Annotated in this window: 18 protein-coding genes; 12 read left to right on the top strand and 6 right to left on the bottom strand. The window is 71.9% G+C overall.

Features of this window, described 5'->3' with window-relative positions:
* Window positions 1-34: 34 nt before the first annotated feature.
* From ACSU6M_RS12490 to ACSU6M_RS12460, 7 genes are all read left to right on the top strand, one after another.
* On the top strand, window positions 35-1,192 hold the full coding sequence (locus tag ACSU6M_RS12490; protein WP_437069585.1) for an acyl-CoA dehydrogenase family protein: 1,158 nt from the start codon (window positions 35-37) through the stop codon (window positions 1,190-1,192).
* An 8-nt stretch (window positions 1,193-1,200) separates the two neighbouring features.
* Window positions 1,201-2,079, top strand: coding sequence for an acyl-CoA thioesterase II (gene tesB, locus ACSU6M_RS12485; protein WP_437069583.1), 879 nt, complete (start codon window positions 1,201-1,203; stop codon window positions 2,077-2,079).
* 74 nt (window positions 2,080-2,153) lie between these two features.
* The gene (locus ACSU6M_RS12480; protein ID WP_437069581.1) at window positions 2,154-3,086 is read left to right on the top strand and encodes a hypothetical protein; all 933 of its coding nucleotides are present in this window, start codon (window positions 2,154-2,156) and stop codon (window positions 3,084-3,086) included.
* Between the two features lie 86 nt (window positions 3,087-3,172).
* A complete protein-coding gene (locus ACSU6M_RS12475) occupies window positions 3,173-3,577 on the top strand; it encodes a nuclear transport factor 2 family protein (protein ID WP_437069579.1) in 405 nt (134 codons plus the stop codon).
* Window positions 3,574-3,840, top strand: coding sequence for a hypothetical protein (locus tag ACSU6M_RS12470; protein ID WP_437069577.1), 267 nt, complete (start codon window positions 3,574-3,576; stop codon window positions 3,838-3,840). Before ACSU6M_RS12475 ends, ACSU6M_RS12470 begins: the two co-directional genes overlap by 4 nt.
* Before the next feature lie 25 nt (window positions 3,841-3,865).
* Window positions 3,866-4,753: an alpha/beta hydrolase gene (locus ACSU6M_RS12465; protein ID WP_437069575.1), complete on the top strand. Its 888-nt coding sequence runs from the start codon at window positions 3,866-3,868 to the stop codon at window positions 4,751-4,753.
* On the top strand, window positions 4,750-5,583 hold the full coding sequence (locus tag ACSU6M_RS12460; protein ID WP_437069573.1) for an NAD(P)H-binding protein: 834 nt from the start codon (window positions 4,750-4,752) through the stop codon (window positions 5,581-5,583). The genes ACSU6M_RS12465 and ACSU6M_RS12460 overlap by 4 nt, the downstream gene beginning before the upstream one ends.
* A 12-nt stretch (window positions 5,584-5,595) precedes the next feature.
* Here the strand turns inward: ACSU6M_RS12460 and ACSU6M_RS12455 are convergent, their stop codons facing one another.
* Window positions 5,596-6,384, bottom strand: coding sequence for a phosphatase (locus ACSU6M_RS12455; RefSeq protein ID WP_437069572.1), 789 nt, complete (start codon window positions 6,382-6,384; stop codon window positions 5,596-5,598).
* A 67-nt stretch (window positions 6,385-6,451) separates the two neighbouring features.
* A complete protein-coding gene (locus tag ACSU6M_RS12450) occupies window positions 6,452-7,906 on the bottom strand; it encodes a helix-turn-helix domain-containing protein (RefSeq protein WP_437069570.1) in 1,455 nt (484 codons plus the stop codon).
* Window positions 7,907-8,097: 191 nt separating this feature from the next.
* Between ACSU6M_RS12450 and ACSU6M_RS12445 the strand changes: the two genes are divergently transcribed.
* From ACSU6M_RS12445 to ACSU6M_RS12435, 3 genes are read left to right on the top strand one after another with little or no spacing between them, the layout of a single operon-like run.
* Window positions 8,098-9,558, top strand: coding sequence for a sodium:solute symporter (locus ACSU6M_RS12445; protein WP_437069568.1), 1,461 nt, complete (start codon window positions 8,098-8,100; stop codon window positions 9,556-9,558).
* 56 nt (window positions 9,559-9,614) lie between these two features.
* Window positions 9,615-10,583, top strand: coding sequence for an agmatinase (gene speB / locus ACSU6M_RS12440; protein ID WP_437069566.1), 969 nt, complete (start codon window positions 9,615-9,617; stop codon window positions 10,581-10,583).
* Window positions 10,580-12,274, top strand: coding sequence for a thiamine pyrophosphate-binding protein (locus ACSU6M_RS12435; protein WP_437069564.1), 1,695 nt, complete (start codon window positions 10,580-10,582; stop codon window positions 12,272-12,274). Before speB ends, ACSU6M_RS12435 begins: the two co-directional genes overlap by 4 nt.
* Here the strand turns inward: ACSU6M_RS12435 and ACSU6M_RS12430 are convergent.
* Both ACSU6M_RS12430 and ACSU6M_RS12425 read right to left on the bottom strand, forming a co-directional pair.
* Complete coding sequence (locus ACSU6M_RS12430) at window positions 12,249-12,452, bottom strand: DUF397 domain-containing protein (protein ID WP_437069563.1); 204 nt, start codon at window positions 12,450-12,452, stop codon at window positions 12,249-12,251. The genes ACSU6M_RS12435 and ACSU6M_RS12430 overlap by 26 nt on opposite strands.
* Complete coding sequence (locus ACSU6M_RS12425) at window positions 12,445-13,239, bottom strand: helix-turn-helix domain-containing protein (protein WP_437069561.1); 795 nt, start codon at window positions 13,237-13,239, stop codon at window positions 12,445-12,447. The genes ACSU6M_RS12430 and ACSU6M_RS12425 overlap by 8 nt, the downstream gene beginning before the upstream one ends.
* A gap of 301 nt (window positions 13,240-13,540) precedes the next feature.
* Here ACSU6M_RS12425 and ACSU6M_RS12420 point away from each other — a divergent pair, with 301 nt between their 5' ends.
* The gene (locus ACSU6M_RS12420) at window positions 13,541-13,828 is read left to right on the top strand and encodes a hypothetical protein (protein ID WP_437069559.1); all 288 of its coding nucleotides are present in this window, start codon (window positions 13,541-13,543) and stop codon (window positions 13,826-13,828) included.
* 14 nt (window positions 13,829-13,842) lie between these two features.
* On the opposite strand, the gene ACSU6M_RS12415 is transcribed toward ACSU6M_RS12420, so the two are convergent.
* Both ACSU6M_RS12415 and ACSU6M_RS12410 read right to left on the bottom strand, forming a co-directional pair.
* A complete protein-coding gene (locus tag ACSU6M_RS12415) occupies window positions 13,843-14,460 on the bottom strand; it encodes a hypothetical protein (protein WP_437069558.1) in 618 nt (205 codons plus the stop codon).
* A 37-nt stretch (window positions 14,461-14,497) separates the two neighbouring features.
* Window positions 14,498-15,301, bottom strand: a complete 804-nt coding sequence (locus tag ACSU6M_RS12410; RefSeq protein ID WP_437069556.1) for an endonuclease I family protein — start codon at window positions 15,299-15,301, stop codon at window positions 14,498-14,500.
* Between the two features lie 171 nt (window positions 15,302-15,472).
* Between ACSU6M_RS12410 and ACSU6M_RS12405 the strand changes: the two genes are divergently transcribed.
* Window positions 15,473-16,324 carry a serine hydrolase gene (locus ACSU6M_RS12405; RefSeq protein ID WP_437069554.1) on the top strand — a complete coding sequence of 284 codons (852 nt, stop codon included), beginning with the start codon at window positions 15,473-15,475 and terminating at the stop codon, window positions 16,322-16,324.
* The last annotated feature ends 59 nt before the right edge of the window (window positions 16,325-16,383 follow it).

Below are 16,383 nucleotides of genomic sequence, written 5' to 3'. Positions count from 1 at the left end.
AAGCGCTTAGACATGTGACCGTGGAGGTGGCGGCGTGCGCCGTACGGTGTTCAACGAGGATCACGAGGCGTTCCGGGAGACCCTTCGCGCCTTCATCGAGGCCGAGGTCGTGCCCGTCTACGACGAGTGGTTCGCCGCCGGCCAGGCGCCGCGCGAGTTCTACTACAAGCTGGGCGAGCTGGGCGTCTTCGGCATCAACGTGCCGGAGGAGTACGGCGGCGCCGGCATGGAGAGCCACAAGTTCGAGGCCGTCCTCTACGAGGAGACCGCCCGCGCGGGCGTCCAGTTCGGCGGCTCCGGCGTGCACGTGCTGCTCGCCCTGCCCTACATCAAGATGCTGGCCACGGACGAGCAGAAGAAGCGCTACCTGCCGAAGTTCGTCACCGGCGAGGAGATGTGGGCCATCGCGATGACCGAGCCGGGCACCGGCTCCGACCTCGCGGGCATGAAGACCACCGCCAAGCTCTCCGAGGACGGCACGCACTACGTCCTCAACGGCGCCAAGACCTTCATCACCGGCGGCGTCCACGCCGACAAGGTCATCGTCTGCGCCCGCACCTCCGCCCCGCGCGAGGACGACCGCCGCTTCGGCATCTCGCTGTTCGCCGTCGACACCAAGTCCGAGGGCTACTCCATCGGCCGCAAGCTGGACAAGCTGGGCCTGCGCACCTCCGACACCGCCGAGCTGGCGTTCGTCGACGTCAAGGTGCCCGTCGAGGACCTGCTGGGCGAGGAGAACAAGGGCTTCTCCTACCTCGGCCACAACCTGGCCTCCGAGCGCTGGGGCATCGCCTTCGGCGCCTACGCGCAGGCCAAGGCCGCCGTCCGGTTCGCCAAGCAGTACGTGCAGGAGCGCACCGTCTTCGGCAAGCCGGTCGCCCACTTCCAGAACACCAAGTTCGAGCTGGCCGCCTGCCAGGCCGAGGTCGACGCCGCCGAGGCCGTCGCCGACCGCGCGACCGAGGCCCTGGACGCCGGCGAGCTCACCCCCGCCGAGGCCGCCTCCGCCAAGCTGTTCTGCACCGAGGTCGCGCACCGCGTCATCGACCGCTGCCTCCAGCTGCACGGCGGCTACGGCTACATGAACGAGTACCCGATCGCCCGCCTGTACGCCGACAACCGCGTCAACCGCATCTACGGCGGCACCAGCGAGATCATGAAGACGATCATCGCCAAGGACATGGGCCTGTAAGGACACGGGTGAGCCAGGCACTCCAGGATCTCCTCGATCTGCTCGACCTGGAGCAGATCGAGGAGAACATCTTCCGCGGCCAGTCCCGCTCCGCCGTCGTCCCCCGGGTCTTCGGCGGGCAGGTCGCCGCGCAGGCGCTGGTCGCCGCCGGGCGCACGGTCCCCGCCGACCGCCCCGCCCACTCGCTCCACGCGTACTTCCTGCGCATCGGCGATCCGGGCGCGCCCATCGTCTACAACGTCGAACGCATCCGCGACGGCCGCTCCTTCACCACCCGCCGGGTGGTCGCCGTCCAGCACGGCAGGCCGATCTTCGCCCTCTCCGCGTCCTTCCAGACGTACGAGGAGGGCCTCGACCACCAGGCCCCCATGCCGCCCGCGCCCGACCCGGCGACGCTGCCCACCTCCAGCGACCGGCTGCGCGGCTACGCGCACCTCGACCCGCGTGTCGTCGAGCACTTCCTCGCCGCCCGCGAGGCCATCGACCTGCGCTATGTCGACGAGCCGCCCTACGGGCAGTACGGCGAGCCGCGCGAACCCCACTCGCAGGTCTGGTTCCGCACCAACGGCAAACTCGCCGACGACCCCCTGCTGCACGTCGTCCTCGCCACCTACGTCTCCGACATGACCCTGCTGGACTCGGTGCTGCTCGCGCACGGCCGCGGCGGCTGGGCCGTCGGTGACGTCGTCGGCGCCTCCCTGGACCACGCCATGTGGTTCCACCGGCCCTTCCGCGCCGACGAATGGCTGCTCTACGACCAGGAGTCCCCCTCGGCGCACGGCGGCCGCGGCCTCGGCCAGGCCCGCATCTACACCCAGGACGGCCGTCTCGCCGTGTCGGTCATCCAGGAGGGCGTGGTGCGCGTCCCCCGCGACCGGGACGCGTAACCCTTGGTTCCGCCGCAGAGCCGATCTACCGTTCCCGTATCGCCCGGGGGAGGGCCGATCGACCAGGGGGGACGATGAGCCTGGCAGGGCTGGGGCTGACCGCCGCACAGGAACGCCTGTACCGCTATCTCTTACGCAACCCGCGCACCGCGGCCGACACCGCCGCGGCCGACCTCGGCCTGGACGACGTGCGGCCGCTGCTCGCCGGGCTGAGCGCGCTCGGCCTGGTCAACGACGACCTGACCGCGGTCGCGCCCGCGGCCGCCGTCGATGTGCTGGTGCGGCGGCGACTGGCCCAGGTGCAGCGGCAGTTCACCGAGCTGGCCGTCGCCTGGGACGTCCTGACCGAGCTGTCCGAGGAGCACCGCACCGGCCGGCGGGTGCAGATGGTCGAGCATCTGCCCGACGGGGAGACCGTCACCCGCCGGATGCGCGCGCTGCTGACCGACGAACCCGGCGAGCTGGCCTACCTCAAGAGCCGCGCCGCCCACGACCCCCGCTCCTCCGACGGCGACGGTCCGCTCGCCCATCTGCTGGCCCGCGGCCTGAGCAGCCGCACCCTGTTCTCCGCCCAGGCCCTGCGGGACCCGGCCCAGCTGGCCTATGCCCGGCGCTGCCACAGCCGCGGCGACCTGCACCGCGTCACCACCGAGCCGACCCGCCACCTGGCCGTCGTCAACCGTGCCGTCGCCTTCGTCCAGGCCGACCCCAGCGGCCCCGAGCCCGGCGCCCTGCAGATCCGCCAGCCCGGCCTGGTCGCCATCCTGTCCGACGTCTTCGACAGCATGTGGTCCCGCGCCCGCGACCTGGACGACCTGCCCCTCAACCCCATCGAACAGCAGGTGCTGCACGCCCTGACCCGCCACGACACCGACGAGGCCGCGGCGCGGTCGGTGAACGTCTCCGTCCGCAAGTTCCGCTCCCATGTCGCCGACCTCATGTCCCGGCTCGGCGCCACCACCCGCTTCCAGGCCGCCCTGCGGGCCAAGGAGCGTGGCTGGCTGTAGACCCGGCGGCTGTGCAGCATCCTGCACCCGCACCGTGCAGCTTCTTCCCCTCCCGCCGGTCCACGGCCCCGGACAGGATGATCCGCATGGACCGACTGGACGTGATCGACACCTGCACCCGCATGGCCTGGCACACCGACCGACGGGAGTGGGACGCGCTGGCCGGGGTGTTCGCCGACAAGGTGACCCTGGACTACACCAGCCTCGACGGCGGTGAGCCCGTCACCCTCACCCCGGCACGGATCGTCGAGGGCTGGCGGGCCGGCCTCGGCGGCTACACCGCCACCCACCACCTGCTCGGCAACCAGCTGGTCACCCTCGACGCGGACCGCGCGGTGTGCACCGCGGCCTTCGTCGCCACCCACCTCAGGCCCGACGGCGGCCGGTGGACGCTCGGCGGCACCTACCGCTTCGAGCTGGTACGCGCCGACGGCGGCTGGCGCATCACGAGTGTGGTGATGACGGCCGTCTGGAGCGACGGCCGGCGATGAGGAGACCCGCAGCCGCCTTCGCACCCGAGGGCCTGGTCGCCGACGTGGGCCGGGAGATCGGCGGCCGGGGCGCGATCCGCCGGTGGGCCGCGGACGGGGTCGTCGGCGGGATCCCCACCGTCCTGGAGCAGACCCCGCGCCCCGGCGGCACGACCCGGTCCCCTTCCGCCCCGGCGGCACGACCCCGCCGGTCCCCTTCCGCCCCGGCGGCACCGGCGACGGCTTCCGCGCCCGCCACCACTGCGACATCACCGACGGACTGATCACCTAAGCGACTCTGGAGTACGCATGACGCGCAAGGAGAAGACCGCCTTCGCCGGCGAGGGCGTCACCCTCAAGGGCAACCTCTTCCTGCCCGAGGGCACCCGCCCGGCCCCCGCGGTCGTCGTCGCCGGCACCTGGACCAGCGTCAAGGAGATGATGGCCGACCGCTACGCCGAGCGGCTGGCCGCGCACGGATACGCGGCTCTCTCCTTCGACTTCACCGGCTTCGGCGAGTCCGGGGGCGAGCCCAGGGACGTGGAGGACCCCGCCCTCAAGGTCCGCGACATCCGCCACGCCCTCGCCTTCCTCGCCGGGCACCCCGCCGTCGACGGCGACCGGCTCGGCGCCCTCGGCATCTGCGCCGCGGCGATGTACATGTCCGACGCGACCGCCCAGGACCCCCGGATCCGCTCGCTGGCCCTGGTCGCACCCTGGCTGCACGACGCCGCGATCTGCGCGGGCGTCTACGGCGGCGAGGAGGGGGTGGCCGCCCGGATCAAGGCCGGCGCCGAGGCCCGCGCCCGCTACGAGGAGACCGGCGAGGTCGACTACGTGCCGGTCGTCTCCGGCGGCGACGAGCGCGCCGCCATGCCGTACGACATCGACTTCTACCTCGATCCGGAGCGCGGCGGCATCCCCGCCTGGCCCAACCGGTTCGCCGTGATGTCCTGGCCCGGCTGGCTCACCTACGACGCGATCGCCCTGGCCCCGCGCATCGACCGGCCGGCCCTGCTGGTGCACAGCGAGGACGCCGCCGTCCCCGAGGGCGCCCGCCGCTTCCACGCCGGGCTGGCCGGGCCGGGGGAGATCCTGTGGACCGAGGGCACCCAGTTCGACTTCTACGACCGAGAACCCCAGGTGACGGTCGCCGTGGACGCCGTCGCCGCGCACTTCGGGAGGACCCTGCGATGATCCTCGTCACCGGAGCCACCGGAAACGTCGGCACCGAACTCGTGCACGCCCTCGCCCGCGCCGGGCAGCCCGTGCGCGCGCTGGTGCGCCGCCCCACCGATCTGCCGGCCGAACGCGTCGTCGGCGACCTGAACCACCCGGAGTCGATGGGCCCCGCCCTAGACGGCGTACGCGGTGTGTTCCTGTTACCCGGCTACCAGGACATGCCCGGCCTGCTCGCCCGGATCCGGCAGGCGGGCGTCGAGCGCGTGGTCCTGCTGTCGGGGACGTCGGTCGTCGCGAAGGACACCCGCAACGCCGTCTCCGAGTACATGATCCGCTCGGAGACCGCGGTCCGTGAGTCCGGGCTGGCCTGGACGTTCCTGCGGCCGAACGCCTTCATGTCCAACGCGCTGCGCTGGCTGCCGCAGCTGCGCGCCGGCGACACCGTCAGGGACGCCTTCGGCACGGTGCCGGTCGCCGCCGTCGATCCGTACGACATCGCGGCCGTGGCGCTGCGCGCGCTGCTCGACCCCGGCCACGAGGAGCGGATCCACCCGCTCAGCGGCCCCGAGCCGCTGCTGCCGGCCGAGCGGCTGGCCGTGCTCGGCGAGGTGCTCGGCCGGGACCTGCGCTTCCACGCCCTGTCCGACGAGGAGGGGCGGGCCGCGATGGCGGCCTCGGGGGTGCCGGAGCCGTACATCCGGGCGTTCTTCTCCTTCTACGCCGACGGCACCCTCGACGAGTCACAGGTCCACCCGACCGTGGAGAAGATCACCGGCACCCCGCCGCGCACCTTTCGCGACTGGGCCACCGCCCACCGCGCCGAGTTCCGCTCCCGGACCCGGTGACCCCGGCACCTCCTAGACCAGCCCCGCCTCCGACAGCAGATACGCCGTCAGCGGGTCGTAGTAGCGGGGGCTGACCACATGGTCGTCGAGCGGGACCGTCACCTGGACGGTCCCCTCGGCCTCGGCGAGGAAGAGGGCCGGGTCGTTGCAGTCGGCGTAGCCGGCCGAGTCGACGCCGTGCTGGCCCGCGTAGCCCGCCCAGCCGTGGTCGGCGACCACGAGGTCGGGCAAGGGGCGGCCGTCGCGCTCCAGGCCGGTGAGGATGGCCCGCATCGGCTCGCCCGAGTGGGTGTGCCAGAGGGTGGCGCCGTGCTCCAGGACCGCCACGTCCGCGAACTGCATCACATAGCCCTCGTCGGTCTGCAGCCCGTCCGGGATGACGACGATCTCGCACCCGGCGGCGCGCAGGGCGGCCGCGGTCGCGCGGTGCACGTCGAGCAGGCCGCCGGGGTGACCGGTGGCGAACAGCACCCGCTGCCCGCCGTCGGCCGCCTTGCGCAGCCGTGCCGCCAGCCGCTCCAGCGCGGCGACCGTCAGCTCCGGGTCGATGGTGTCCTGCCCGTACCGGTGCTCCGGGTCGTCGCTGACCCCGCAGCGCTCCGCCATCACCGCGAGCACGTCCTGTTCGTCGGTCCAGCGGTCGCCCAGCTCCAGGCCCAGCCAGTAGTTGCGGTTGCCGTTGGCGAGCTGGCGGTAGTGGGAGAGGTTGTTCTCGCGGGGGGTGGCGACGTCGCCCGCGATACGCGTTCTGACGAGGTGTTCGACGAGCTCGGCGCGGCTGGGTGTCCCGGATATCGGCATGGTTCCCATTGTGAGGCAGACCTCCTCGCCGGTCCTGGCCGTCCCGTCCGCTGGGACGTGCGTCACGTCACTCCGCGCGCCGCAGGGCGAACCACAGCTCCATGCGCACGTCCGGGTCGTCCAGGTCCGCGTCCAGCAGGGCCGCACAGCGCGCGACGCGCTGCCGCACGGTGTTGCGGTGCACGGCGAGGGCGACCGCGGTGCGGTCCCAACTGCCGTGCAGCGACAGCCAGGTGCGCAGGGTCTCGCGCAGCGCCGGGCTGTCCAGGAGCGGGCCGAGCAGCGAGCGGGCGTGCGCCGCGGCCTCGTCCGGCGGCAGCAGGTCGGCGAGCGAGGCGCGGGCGCCGTGCCGGACCAGGGGCGCGCGGGTGGCGCGGGCGCGGGCCAGGGCGCGGGCGGCCTGGGCGTCGGCGGCCGGCCACGCGGACGGCTCCACGGCGGCGCTGACGCCCAGCGTCCACCCGGTCTGCGGCCCGACCTCCGCGCCGCCCGGCACCAGCACCCGTACGACCCCCTCCGCCACGTCCACCAGCGCCGAGCCCAGCGCCGCCCCGAGCCCCGACGCCGCCACCGCGTCGGGCACGGCGGACCCGTCCGGCCGGGCGTGCACCACCCGCCAGGGCCCCGCCCCGAGCAGCCCCGCCACCTCGCCGGGCGCCGCGCCCAGCAGCAGCCGCACCAGCGCCGAGGACCGGGCCGCGCCGGAACCGCTCTGCTGCTCGCCGGTCAGCAGCGACAGCAGCACCGCCGCGACCGACGCCACGGCGTGATCGGCGGGGTCGCGGCGGGGCGCCGCCACCGCCAGTACGAAACCGGGCCCGGCCCCGAGGGCGTAGGCGGCGAGGTACACCCCGGCGACGGTGTCACTGGCGGACGCGGACCCCCGTACCACCAGCGCCCGCGTCAGCTCGGCGAGCGCCCCGTCCGCTCCGGGCATCCGCCCGGCGCCCGCGATCTCGGCGCCCTCGGGCCCGTACAGCACCGCCCGGCCGCCCACCCGCTGGGCCAGCTGCCGCAGCACCGAGGGGACGGCGTCCGGCCGGGCGGCGGCCGTGGCCAGGGCCTGCTGGGCCTCGGTCACCCGCCGCAGCTCGGCCATCCGGGCCTGCGCCATCAGCTGCCACACGGCCCGCGCGATGCCGGAGAACGTGGTCTGCGGCGGCACCTCCAGCAGCGGCAGCCCGTACGCCTCACAGGCGGCGACCAGGGCGCGCGGGACGGTGTCGTGCACGGGCGCGAGCCCGAAGCCGAGGGCCGCGCCGCCCGCGGCGACGATCCGGGACACATAGTCCTCGAAGTAGGTGCCCGACCCGGCCGCCTCCGGGATGTGCACGCCCGCCGTCAGCAGCAGCTCACCGCCCAGCAGGTACGGGTAGGGGTCGGCCATCTCCGAGGTGTGCGCCCCATGGATCACAAGGCCCGGGTCCGACGGCCCCGCGATCTGGCGCAGCCCCAGATCCTCACGGGCCAGGAGGGACGCGAGCGGCACCGGAGGCGTGGGGGGAAAGGCCGGTTCCGGCATGGTGTGCGTTTCCTCCATCCCGCTCGGCGAAGATGGATGAAACGTACACTTCGCAGTCGCTTTCCGGCCACCTACTGTCGTTCGGGACCAGGCGGCCGCGGGTACGGGCGGATGTCCCCGCGTGAAGCCGCCGCACTCACTCCCCATCCCTGCACGACACGCCACCGAGAGTGCGCGAAGGAGGGCCCCACATGGCCGTCGACTACACCGTGATCGTCGTCTATCTGGCCGGCATGCTGGCCATGGGCTGGTGGGGCATGCGCCGCGCGCGCTCCAAGAGCGAGTTCCTGGTCGCGGGCCGCAGGCTCGGCCCGGCCATGTACTCCGGCACCATGGCGGCGATCGTCCTCGGCGGCGCGTCCACCATCGGCGGCGTGGGCCTCGGCTACCAGTACGGCCTCTCCGGCGCCTGGATGGTGATCACCATCGGGCTCGGCCTCCTCGCCCTGTCGGTCTTCTTCTCCGCGCGCATCGCCCGCCTGAAGGTCTACACCGTCTCCGAGATGCTGGATCTCAGGTACGGCGGCAGGGCGGGCGTCATCTCCGGCGTGGTCATGTGGGCGTACACCCTGATGCTCGCGGTCACCTCGACCATCGCCTACGCCACGATCTTCGACGTCCTCCTCGACATCAACCGCACCCTCGCGATCGTCCTCGGCGGCTCGATCGTCGTCGCCTACTCCACGCTCGGCGGCATGTGGTCGATCACCCTCACCGACATGGTGCAGTTCGTGGTGAAGACCATCGGCGTGCTGCTCCTGCTGCTGCCCATCGCCGTCGTCAAGGCGGGCGGCTTCAGCGAGATGAAGGCCCAGCTGCCCACCGAGTACTTCGACCCGCTGGGCATCGGCGGCGAGACGATCTTCACCTACGTGCTGATCTACACGTTCGGCATGCTCATCGGCCAGGACATCTGGCAGCGCGTGTTCACCGCCCGCAGCGACCGCACGGCCAAGTGGGGCGGCACGGTCGCCGGCACCTACTGCCTGGCCTACGCCGTGGCGGGCGCCGTCATCGGCACGGCGGCCAAGGTGCTGTACCCGAACCTCGCCTCCGCCGACGACGCCTTCGCCACCATCGTCAAGGACGAGCTCCCCATGGGCGTGCGCGGCCTCGTGCTCGCCGCCGCCCTGGCCGCGGTGATGTCGACCTCCTCCGGCGCCCTGATCGCCTGCGCGACCGTCGCCAACAACGACATCTGGTCGCGGCTGCGCGGGGTGATGAAGCCCTCCGGCGAGGAGCACGACGAGGTCAAGGGCAACCGCGCCTTCATCCTGATCATGGGCGTGGCCGTCATCCTCACCGCGATCGCGCTGAACAACGTCGTCGAGGCCCTGACGGTCGCCTACAACCTCCTGGTCGGCGGCCTGCTCGTGCCCATCCTCGGCGGCCTGCTGTGGAAGCGCGGCACCGCCCAGGGCGCGCTGGCCTCGGTCGGTGTCGGCGGGGTCGCCGTGATCGCCCTGATGGCGTGGAAGGGCATCCTCGCCGACGAACCCGTCTACTACGGCCTGCTCGCCTCCCTCGCCGCCTACGTCGCCGTCTCCCTCGCCACCCCGGCGACCGACGCCGCCGTCCTGGCCGCCTGGCGCGAGCGGCTCGCCGGCCGGGCCCCCGAGCCCGAGTCCGCCCCGGTCCCGACTCCCCAGTAGAGTCGTATGACAAGCAGTACATACGCGACGAAGCGTAAGAAGGAAGGCAATTGACCATGAGCAGCACCGAGACGCCCCGCGGCCCCGTCGACTCGTCCCGCATCCCGCGGTACGCCGGTCCCGCGACCTTCGCCCGGCTGCCCCGGCTCGACGAGGTCGGCCGCGCCGATGTCGCCGTCGTGGGCGTGCCGTTCGACTCCGGCGTCTCGTACCGGCCGGGCGCCCGCTTCGGCGGCAACGCCATCCGCGAGGCGTCCCGGCTGCTGCGCCCCTACAACCCCGCGCAGGACGCGTCCCCGTTCGCGCTGGCCCAGGTCGCGGACGGCGGTGACATCGCCGTGAACCCGTTCAACATCAACGAGGCCGTCGAGACCATCGAGGCCGCCGCCGACGACCTGCTGGGCACCGGCGCCCGCCTGATGACCCTGGGCGGCGACCACACCATCGCGCTGCCGCTGCTGCGCTCGGTGGCGAAGAAGCACGGCCCGGTCGCCCTGCTCCACTTCGACGCCCACCTGGACACCTGGGACACCTACTTCGGCGCCGAGTACACCCACGGCACCCCGTTCCGCCGCGCGGTCGAGGAGGGCATCCTCGACACCGAGGCGCTGTCCCACGTCGGCACCCGCGGCCCGCTGTACGGCAAGCAGGACCTCACCGACGACGAGAAGATGGGCTTCGGCATCGTCACCTCTGCGGACATCTACCGCCGCGGCGCCGACGAGGTGGCCGACCAGCTGCGCCAGCGCATCGGCGACCGCCCGCTGTACATCTCCATCGACATCGACTGCCTGGACCCGGCCCACGCCCCCGGCACCGGCACCCCCGAGGCCGGCGGCATGACCTCCCGCGAGCTGCTGGAGATCCTGCGCGGCCTGGCATCCTGCAACCTGGTCTCCGCGGACGTCGTCGAGGTGGCCCCCGCCTACGACCACGCCGAGATCACGTCGGTGGCCGCGTCCCACACCGCGTACGAACTGACCACCATCATGTCCCGTCAGATTGCCGAGGCTCGCACGAAGTGACTCACGACCACGACCTGGTTCTCCGCCCGACGCCGGCCCAGACGGAGGCCGCGCTGAATCCTCCTCCCGGCCGCAACGGCGGAGACCTGGTCGTGGAGACGCTGGCCGGGCTCGGCGCGACGACGGTGTTCGGCCTGCCCGGCCAGCACGCGCTGGGCATGTTCGACGCGCTGCGGCGCAGCGACCTGCGCTATGTGGGCCTGCGCGTGGAGAACAACGCCGGTTTCGCGGCGGACGCGTACGGCCGGATCACGGGCGAGGCGGCCCCGCTGCTGCTGTCGACGGGCCCCGGCGCGCTGACCTCCCTGGCGGCCCTCCAGGAGGCGGCGGCGGCCAGCGCCCCGGTCCTGGCGATCAGCAGCCAGATCCCGACGGCGGGCCTGGGCGGCGGCCGCCACGGCTACCTCCACGAACTCCCCGACCAGGCGGCCTCGTTCCGGGGCGTGGTGAAGTCCGTCCACACCGTGCGCACCCAGTCCCAGATCCCCTCGGCGATCGCGGAGGCGTGGCGCTCGGCGCTGACGGCCCCGCACGGCCCGGTCTGGGTGGAGATCCCGCAGGACGTGCTGCTCGCCGAGACGCATCTGCCGGTGGTCACGGGCGTGGACGCGACGCCGGAGGACCTGGTGCCGCGGGTGGAACTGACGGCGGTGGCGGCCGAGTTGCTGTCTTCTGCGGCCCGCCCGGCGATCATCGCGGGTGGCGGTGTCGTACGAGCGGACGCGAGCGGCAAGCTCAAGCAGCTGGCGGAGCGGCTCCAGGCCCCGGTGGTGACGACGTTCGGCGGCAAGGGCGCGTTCCCGTGGACCCACCCCCTCTCGCTCCAGTCCTGGCTGGAGGACCGGCACACCACGGACTTCCTGGAGGACGCGGACGTCCTGCTGGTGGTCGGCTCGGGTCTGGGCGAGTTGTCGTCCAACTACCACACGTTCAAGCCGCGAGGCCGGGTCATCCAGATCGAGGCCGACCTCGGCAAGCTGGAGTCCAACCACCCGGCGCTGGGCATCCACGCGGACGCGCGCCTCGCCTTGCAGGCGCTGCTGGAGACGGTGTCACGCCGCGAGGACCCGGCGGCGCCGGAGCGGGTACGGGAGCTGCTGACGCGGGTGCGTGAGCGCATCGACGCCCAGGAACTCACCCTGGAACAGCAGGTGCTGGCCTCGGTCCGGGCGGCCCTGCCCGCCGACTCCCCGTCCTTCTGGGACATGACGATCCTGGCCTACTGGGCCTGGTCGGCTTTCGACGCCAAGGGCCCCAACCACATGCACTCCGCCCAGGGCGCGGGCGGCCTCGGCTACGGCTTCCCGGCGGCGCTCGGCGCGGCGGCGGCGGACCCGACCCGTCCGGTGCTGGCGGTGTCGGGTGACGGAGGCGCCCTGTACTCCATCGCCGAACTGGCCACGGCCCGTCAGTACGACCTCCCGGTGACCTGGCTGATCGTCGACGACGGCGGCTACGGCATCCTCCGCGAGTACATGACCGACGCCTTCGGCCAGGCCACGGCCACGGAACTGACCCGCCCGGACTATGTCGCGCTGGCGGAGTCCTTCGGCGTGCCGGGGGTCCGCACGACCCCGCAGACCCTGGAGGCGGACCTGGCGAAGGCCCTGTCCACGCCGGGCCCGTCAGTGGTCGTACTCCCGGCGGTCCTGCGGATGTTCGCGCCTACGCATCTGCCTTCAACGCCCTGACGAAGGCCGACCAGCCGGCCGCGGAGAAGAGCAGTGCCGGGCCGTGGGGGTTCTTGGAGTCGCGGACGGGGACGCCGGAGGGGTGGTGGTCGAGGACTTCGAGGCAGCTGCCGCCCTCGTCGTTGCTATAGGAGGACTTCCGCCATCCGTCCAGTACTGCGATGGTTCGGTCAGTCATGGCGCTCGTAGTCCCTCGCTGTTGCCCTGAGCAGGGCCAGTGATTCCTTGAGTGGCAAGGCGTTACCCAAGGCCCAATCGTATCGATGCTGTAGGTCTTGGACCACGGAAGGGACATCGTGGATCTTGCCCATCCGTAGGCCCTCGGCATAGGCGACGGGTGGCTGGTCCTCGAACCACATCAAAGTGAGCATGTTGCTCAGAAGCGGATGCACGCCGAGCGTGAATGGCAGCAGGTGCACCTGAATGCGGCCGCTTTCGCCCAGGCGCACGAGGTGCTTGAGCTGCTCCGCCATGATCTCCGGCCCACCGATCTGACGCCGTAGCACAGCCTCATCGAGCAGCGCCCACACGGCGGGCGTCACTGGATCGTCGAGGATCTTCGCCCGCTCAAGGCGTGTGACAAGGCGCCTGTCACATTCCTCGTCACTCACCCGAGGGAACGACATACCCAGAACCGAACGTGCGTACCCGGCGGTCTGCAGGATGCCCGGTACGAAAGAGAGTGCGAACTCCCGGATCATCACTGCCTGTTGTTCGAACTGCCTGGCCGCCTCGAAGTAGTCGGGGACCGCAACTTCCTCCTCCGGCAGGAAGCTGCTCAGCACATTCCCCGTGTTCAGGGCCTTGTCCAGCCGCCGCGCATCCTCCCGCGACGGCATCCGCCTGCCCGCCTCGATGTGCGCGATGTGCGAACGCGTCATCACCGCCCGCTCGGCCAGCTCCTGCTGCGTCAGCCCCGCCGCCTCCCGCTGCTGCCGGAGCCAGTCACCGTACGTGTTCGCCATGGCCACCCCTTTGTGACAAATGACTGGTCACACTCGACCCTCTGGCGAGGCTAGCCCGTGACATCTCAGGCTGTGAGCGGATCGCTACACAAAGCGATACCCCCGCGACCGCGCGACCGGTCCGGGGGCGTGGTCATCAACTCCGCCTAGGGGCCGACGACATGAGTCACCGTATCGCCGTTTTCCTCCTCCGTACGCTGTTTCGGCGCCCGGCGCCACCGCCACCGCGCCCACTGCCCGCACCGCTGCTCGGTATCGGCGTCGGCTCGCTCGGCATGCCGCCCGCGACGGAGGTGACCCGGTGAGCGGCGGCCGCCTGCTGCCCTGGACCGGGGCGGAGGGCAAGCCCTGCTACCTGATCACCGACGGGACCGGCTACCTCTCCCGCGTGGCCGACACCGTCGAGTCCGTGCAGCTGGGGATGGCCGGCGACCTGCTCGGGCACGCGGCCGACCTGATGGCCGACGAGCGGGCGACCAGCGCGCAACTCCGGTTCATGCTGGCGCGGATGCGCGAGGCGTTGACGGACGTCCTGCGGATCGTGGAGAGCCGGGACACCCGCCGGCCCGCACTCGTCGACGCCGATTGAGGCCCGGCGGCCGGTCAGTCGCCGAAGTCGCCTCCGCCGACGTCCCCCGTGTCCGGCATCCCCGATACTCCCGGCGGGCCGGGGCTGTCGGCGGCGGCCCGTTCGGCGGCCCGCGATGACAGGGCGACCGCGGTGATCAGCCCGGCCACGCAGGCCAGCATCAGCGCTGTCCCGGTGAGCATCGTGGCGATCACCGGCTTGCTGTCGGCGTCGCCCGTGACGTGGACGAGGATCGGAGCGGCGGGCAGGTAGCCGAAGATCCAGGTGCCGCAGACCAGGGCGACGGTGGCGCCCTGGTGGGTGTCCGAGATCTCCCGGATGTCGCCGGGTGTCGCCCCTCGTCCCGGCCGGGCGACCGGGTAGAGGGCGACGGCCTGGCAGGCCAGGCAGACGGCCTGGAGGAGGGCGTAGTCCTGGACGGTCATGGCGCGGGACCAGAAGTGGACGAGTCCGAGCACGGCGGTGAGGAACAGGGCCGCGTCACCGATGAAGACCAGGCCCAGGCGGGACGTGAACGTTCCGGCGAGCGCTTCGCCGAAGTCCGTCCAGAACCACCTCCAGCGCTCCGTCCTCCGTCTGAAGCGCGAGACCTCGCCCATGAGCCGCCCCCGTCCGGCCGTCGGTGCCGACATGATGCCCCGGTCGGGGGCGGCTCAGGCGGAACCGGGTCTACCAGATCGCCTCCACCCACTCCGGGTGGTCGATGAACGGGTTCCGGTTGCCCTGGTAGTCGGTGTAGATGAGCTGGTTGCGGCGCTCCTCGAAGGCGTCCGGCGGGTCCTCCGCGTTCCACGCCTTCAGGACGGAGAGGCGGCCGTGGTAGGGGGTGCCGCCGGTGTTCACCGCGTCCTTGGGTTCGAGGTTCGGCCAGCCGTCGTCGCCCTCGTAGCGGACGGCCATGTAGAGGATCATGCGGGCGACGTCGCCCTTGACGGCGTCGCGCGGCTCGAAGGAGTCGCCGTCGATCAGGCTGCCGCCGCTGTTGGTGAAGCTGCTGCCGCCGTTGTCGAAGTCCAGGTTGCCGCGCTTGGCGTTGACCGTGACGTCCTCGGGGCGGATGTGGTGCAGGTCGGTGCCGGGACCGGCCGAGGTGCCGAAGTCGCCGTGGGACTGGGCCCAGACGTGCTCGCGGTTCCAGTTGCCCGTGTTGCCGCCGCTGAGCGACTTGCTGCGGGATATGCCCGAGTAGAGCAGGATCACGTTGCCCGAGTTGTTCGGGTCCTGGTCGGTGACCTTCAGGGCCTCCCAGAGCGCCGAGTACGACAGCTTGGACTGGCTGCTGACGATGGTGTGGAGGGCCGACTTCAGGCTCGTGCCGGTCTTGCCGATCGCGTTCCTGTAGTACGTCGAGTCGTACGCGGTCGTGGTCGCGGCGGCCGGCGTCGCGGTGAGCGCGGGGGCGGTGAGGCCGGTCAGGAGAGCGGCGGTGACCAGGGCCACCGGCCTCCAGCGGAGGGGACGGAAGGACGGCATGTGGGGTCCGTTCTACGCGGGTTGATGGAGCGGCACCCGGAGAGTGGCATGGACATGCACTCATCACGGTGAACGTTTGATGTCGGTTGCATGACAGAGCCGGGGGAGCGGCATCCGAGAACCTGATCGAAAGCGTGCAACTATCCGTCAACTTCGTGAGTCAAGCAGGGCATGACTCACCAGAGACGTGCACGCGTCGTCGCCGCCACCCTGGGCGCCGGCCTCCTCATACCCCTCGCCGCAAGCCCGGCGGACGCGGCCACCGCGACGGTCAGCTGCACCTCCGCGCAGGCCGGTCTGGCCACCAAGCTGCAGCGCGACATCCAGGCCGCCGTCAACGCGCGCAGCGGCTCGATCGCCGTGGGCGTCTACGACCGCAGCACCAAGACCATCTGCACGCTGCGCCCGACCGTGCGCCACAACTCGGCGAGCGTCGTCAAGGTGACCGTCCTGGGCGCCCTGCTGTACGAGACGCAGCGGCTGGGCCGGGGGCTCACCTCCGAGGAGATGTCCCTCGCCCGCGCCATGATCACCAAGTCGGACAACGCCTCCACGTCCACCCTGTGGAACCGGCTCGGCCGCACCAAGATCCAGCGCTTCCTCGACGCCGCCGGCATGACGCACACCGTCCTGGGCCCCGGCGGCACCTGGGGCATCACCGAGATCACCGTCACCGACGAGCAGAAGCTGCTGAAGATGCTCACCGCGAGCAGCTCCACCGTGCTCACCGACGCCCGCCGCGCCTACGCCCTCAAGCTGATGCGCGAGGTCGTCTCCACGCAGTTCTGGGGCACCCCCTACGGCGCCCCCTCCACCGTCACCAAGGCCGTGAAGAACGGCTGGCTCCAGCGCACGACCGACTACCGCTGGCGCGTGCACAGCATCGGCGCGTTCAAGGGCAACGGCCACGACTACTTCATCACCGTGCTCACCACGAACGCCAACGGCAACTCGATGCAGTACGGCGTCAACACCATCCAGTCCATCGCCAAGGTCGTCCACCGCGACCTGCACGCGAGCTGACACCCACTCGGGACTTCACGACGCGGTCTCCCGCCCGTCACCGGTCCGCCCTACGGTGG

This window comes from Streptomyces sp. enrichment culture (genome assembly GCF_964272895.1).
GTDB lineage: Bacteria > Actinomycetota > Actinomycetes > Streptomycetales > Streptomycetaceae > Streptomyces.
This window is presented reverse-complemented; position numbering and strand designations above follow the sequence as displayed.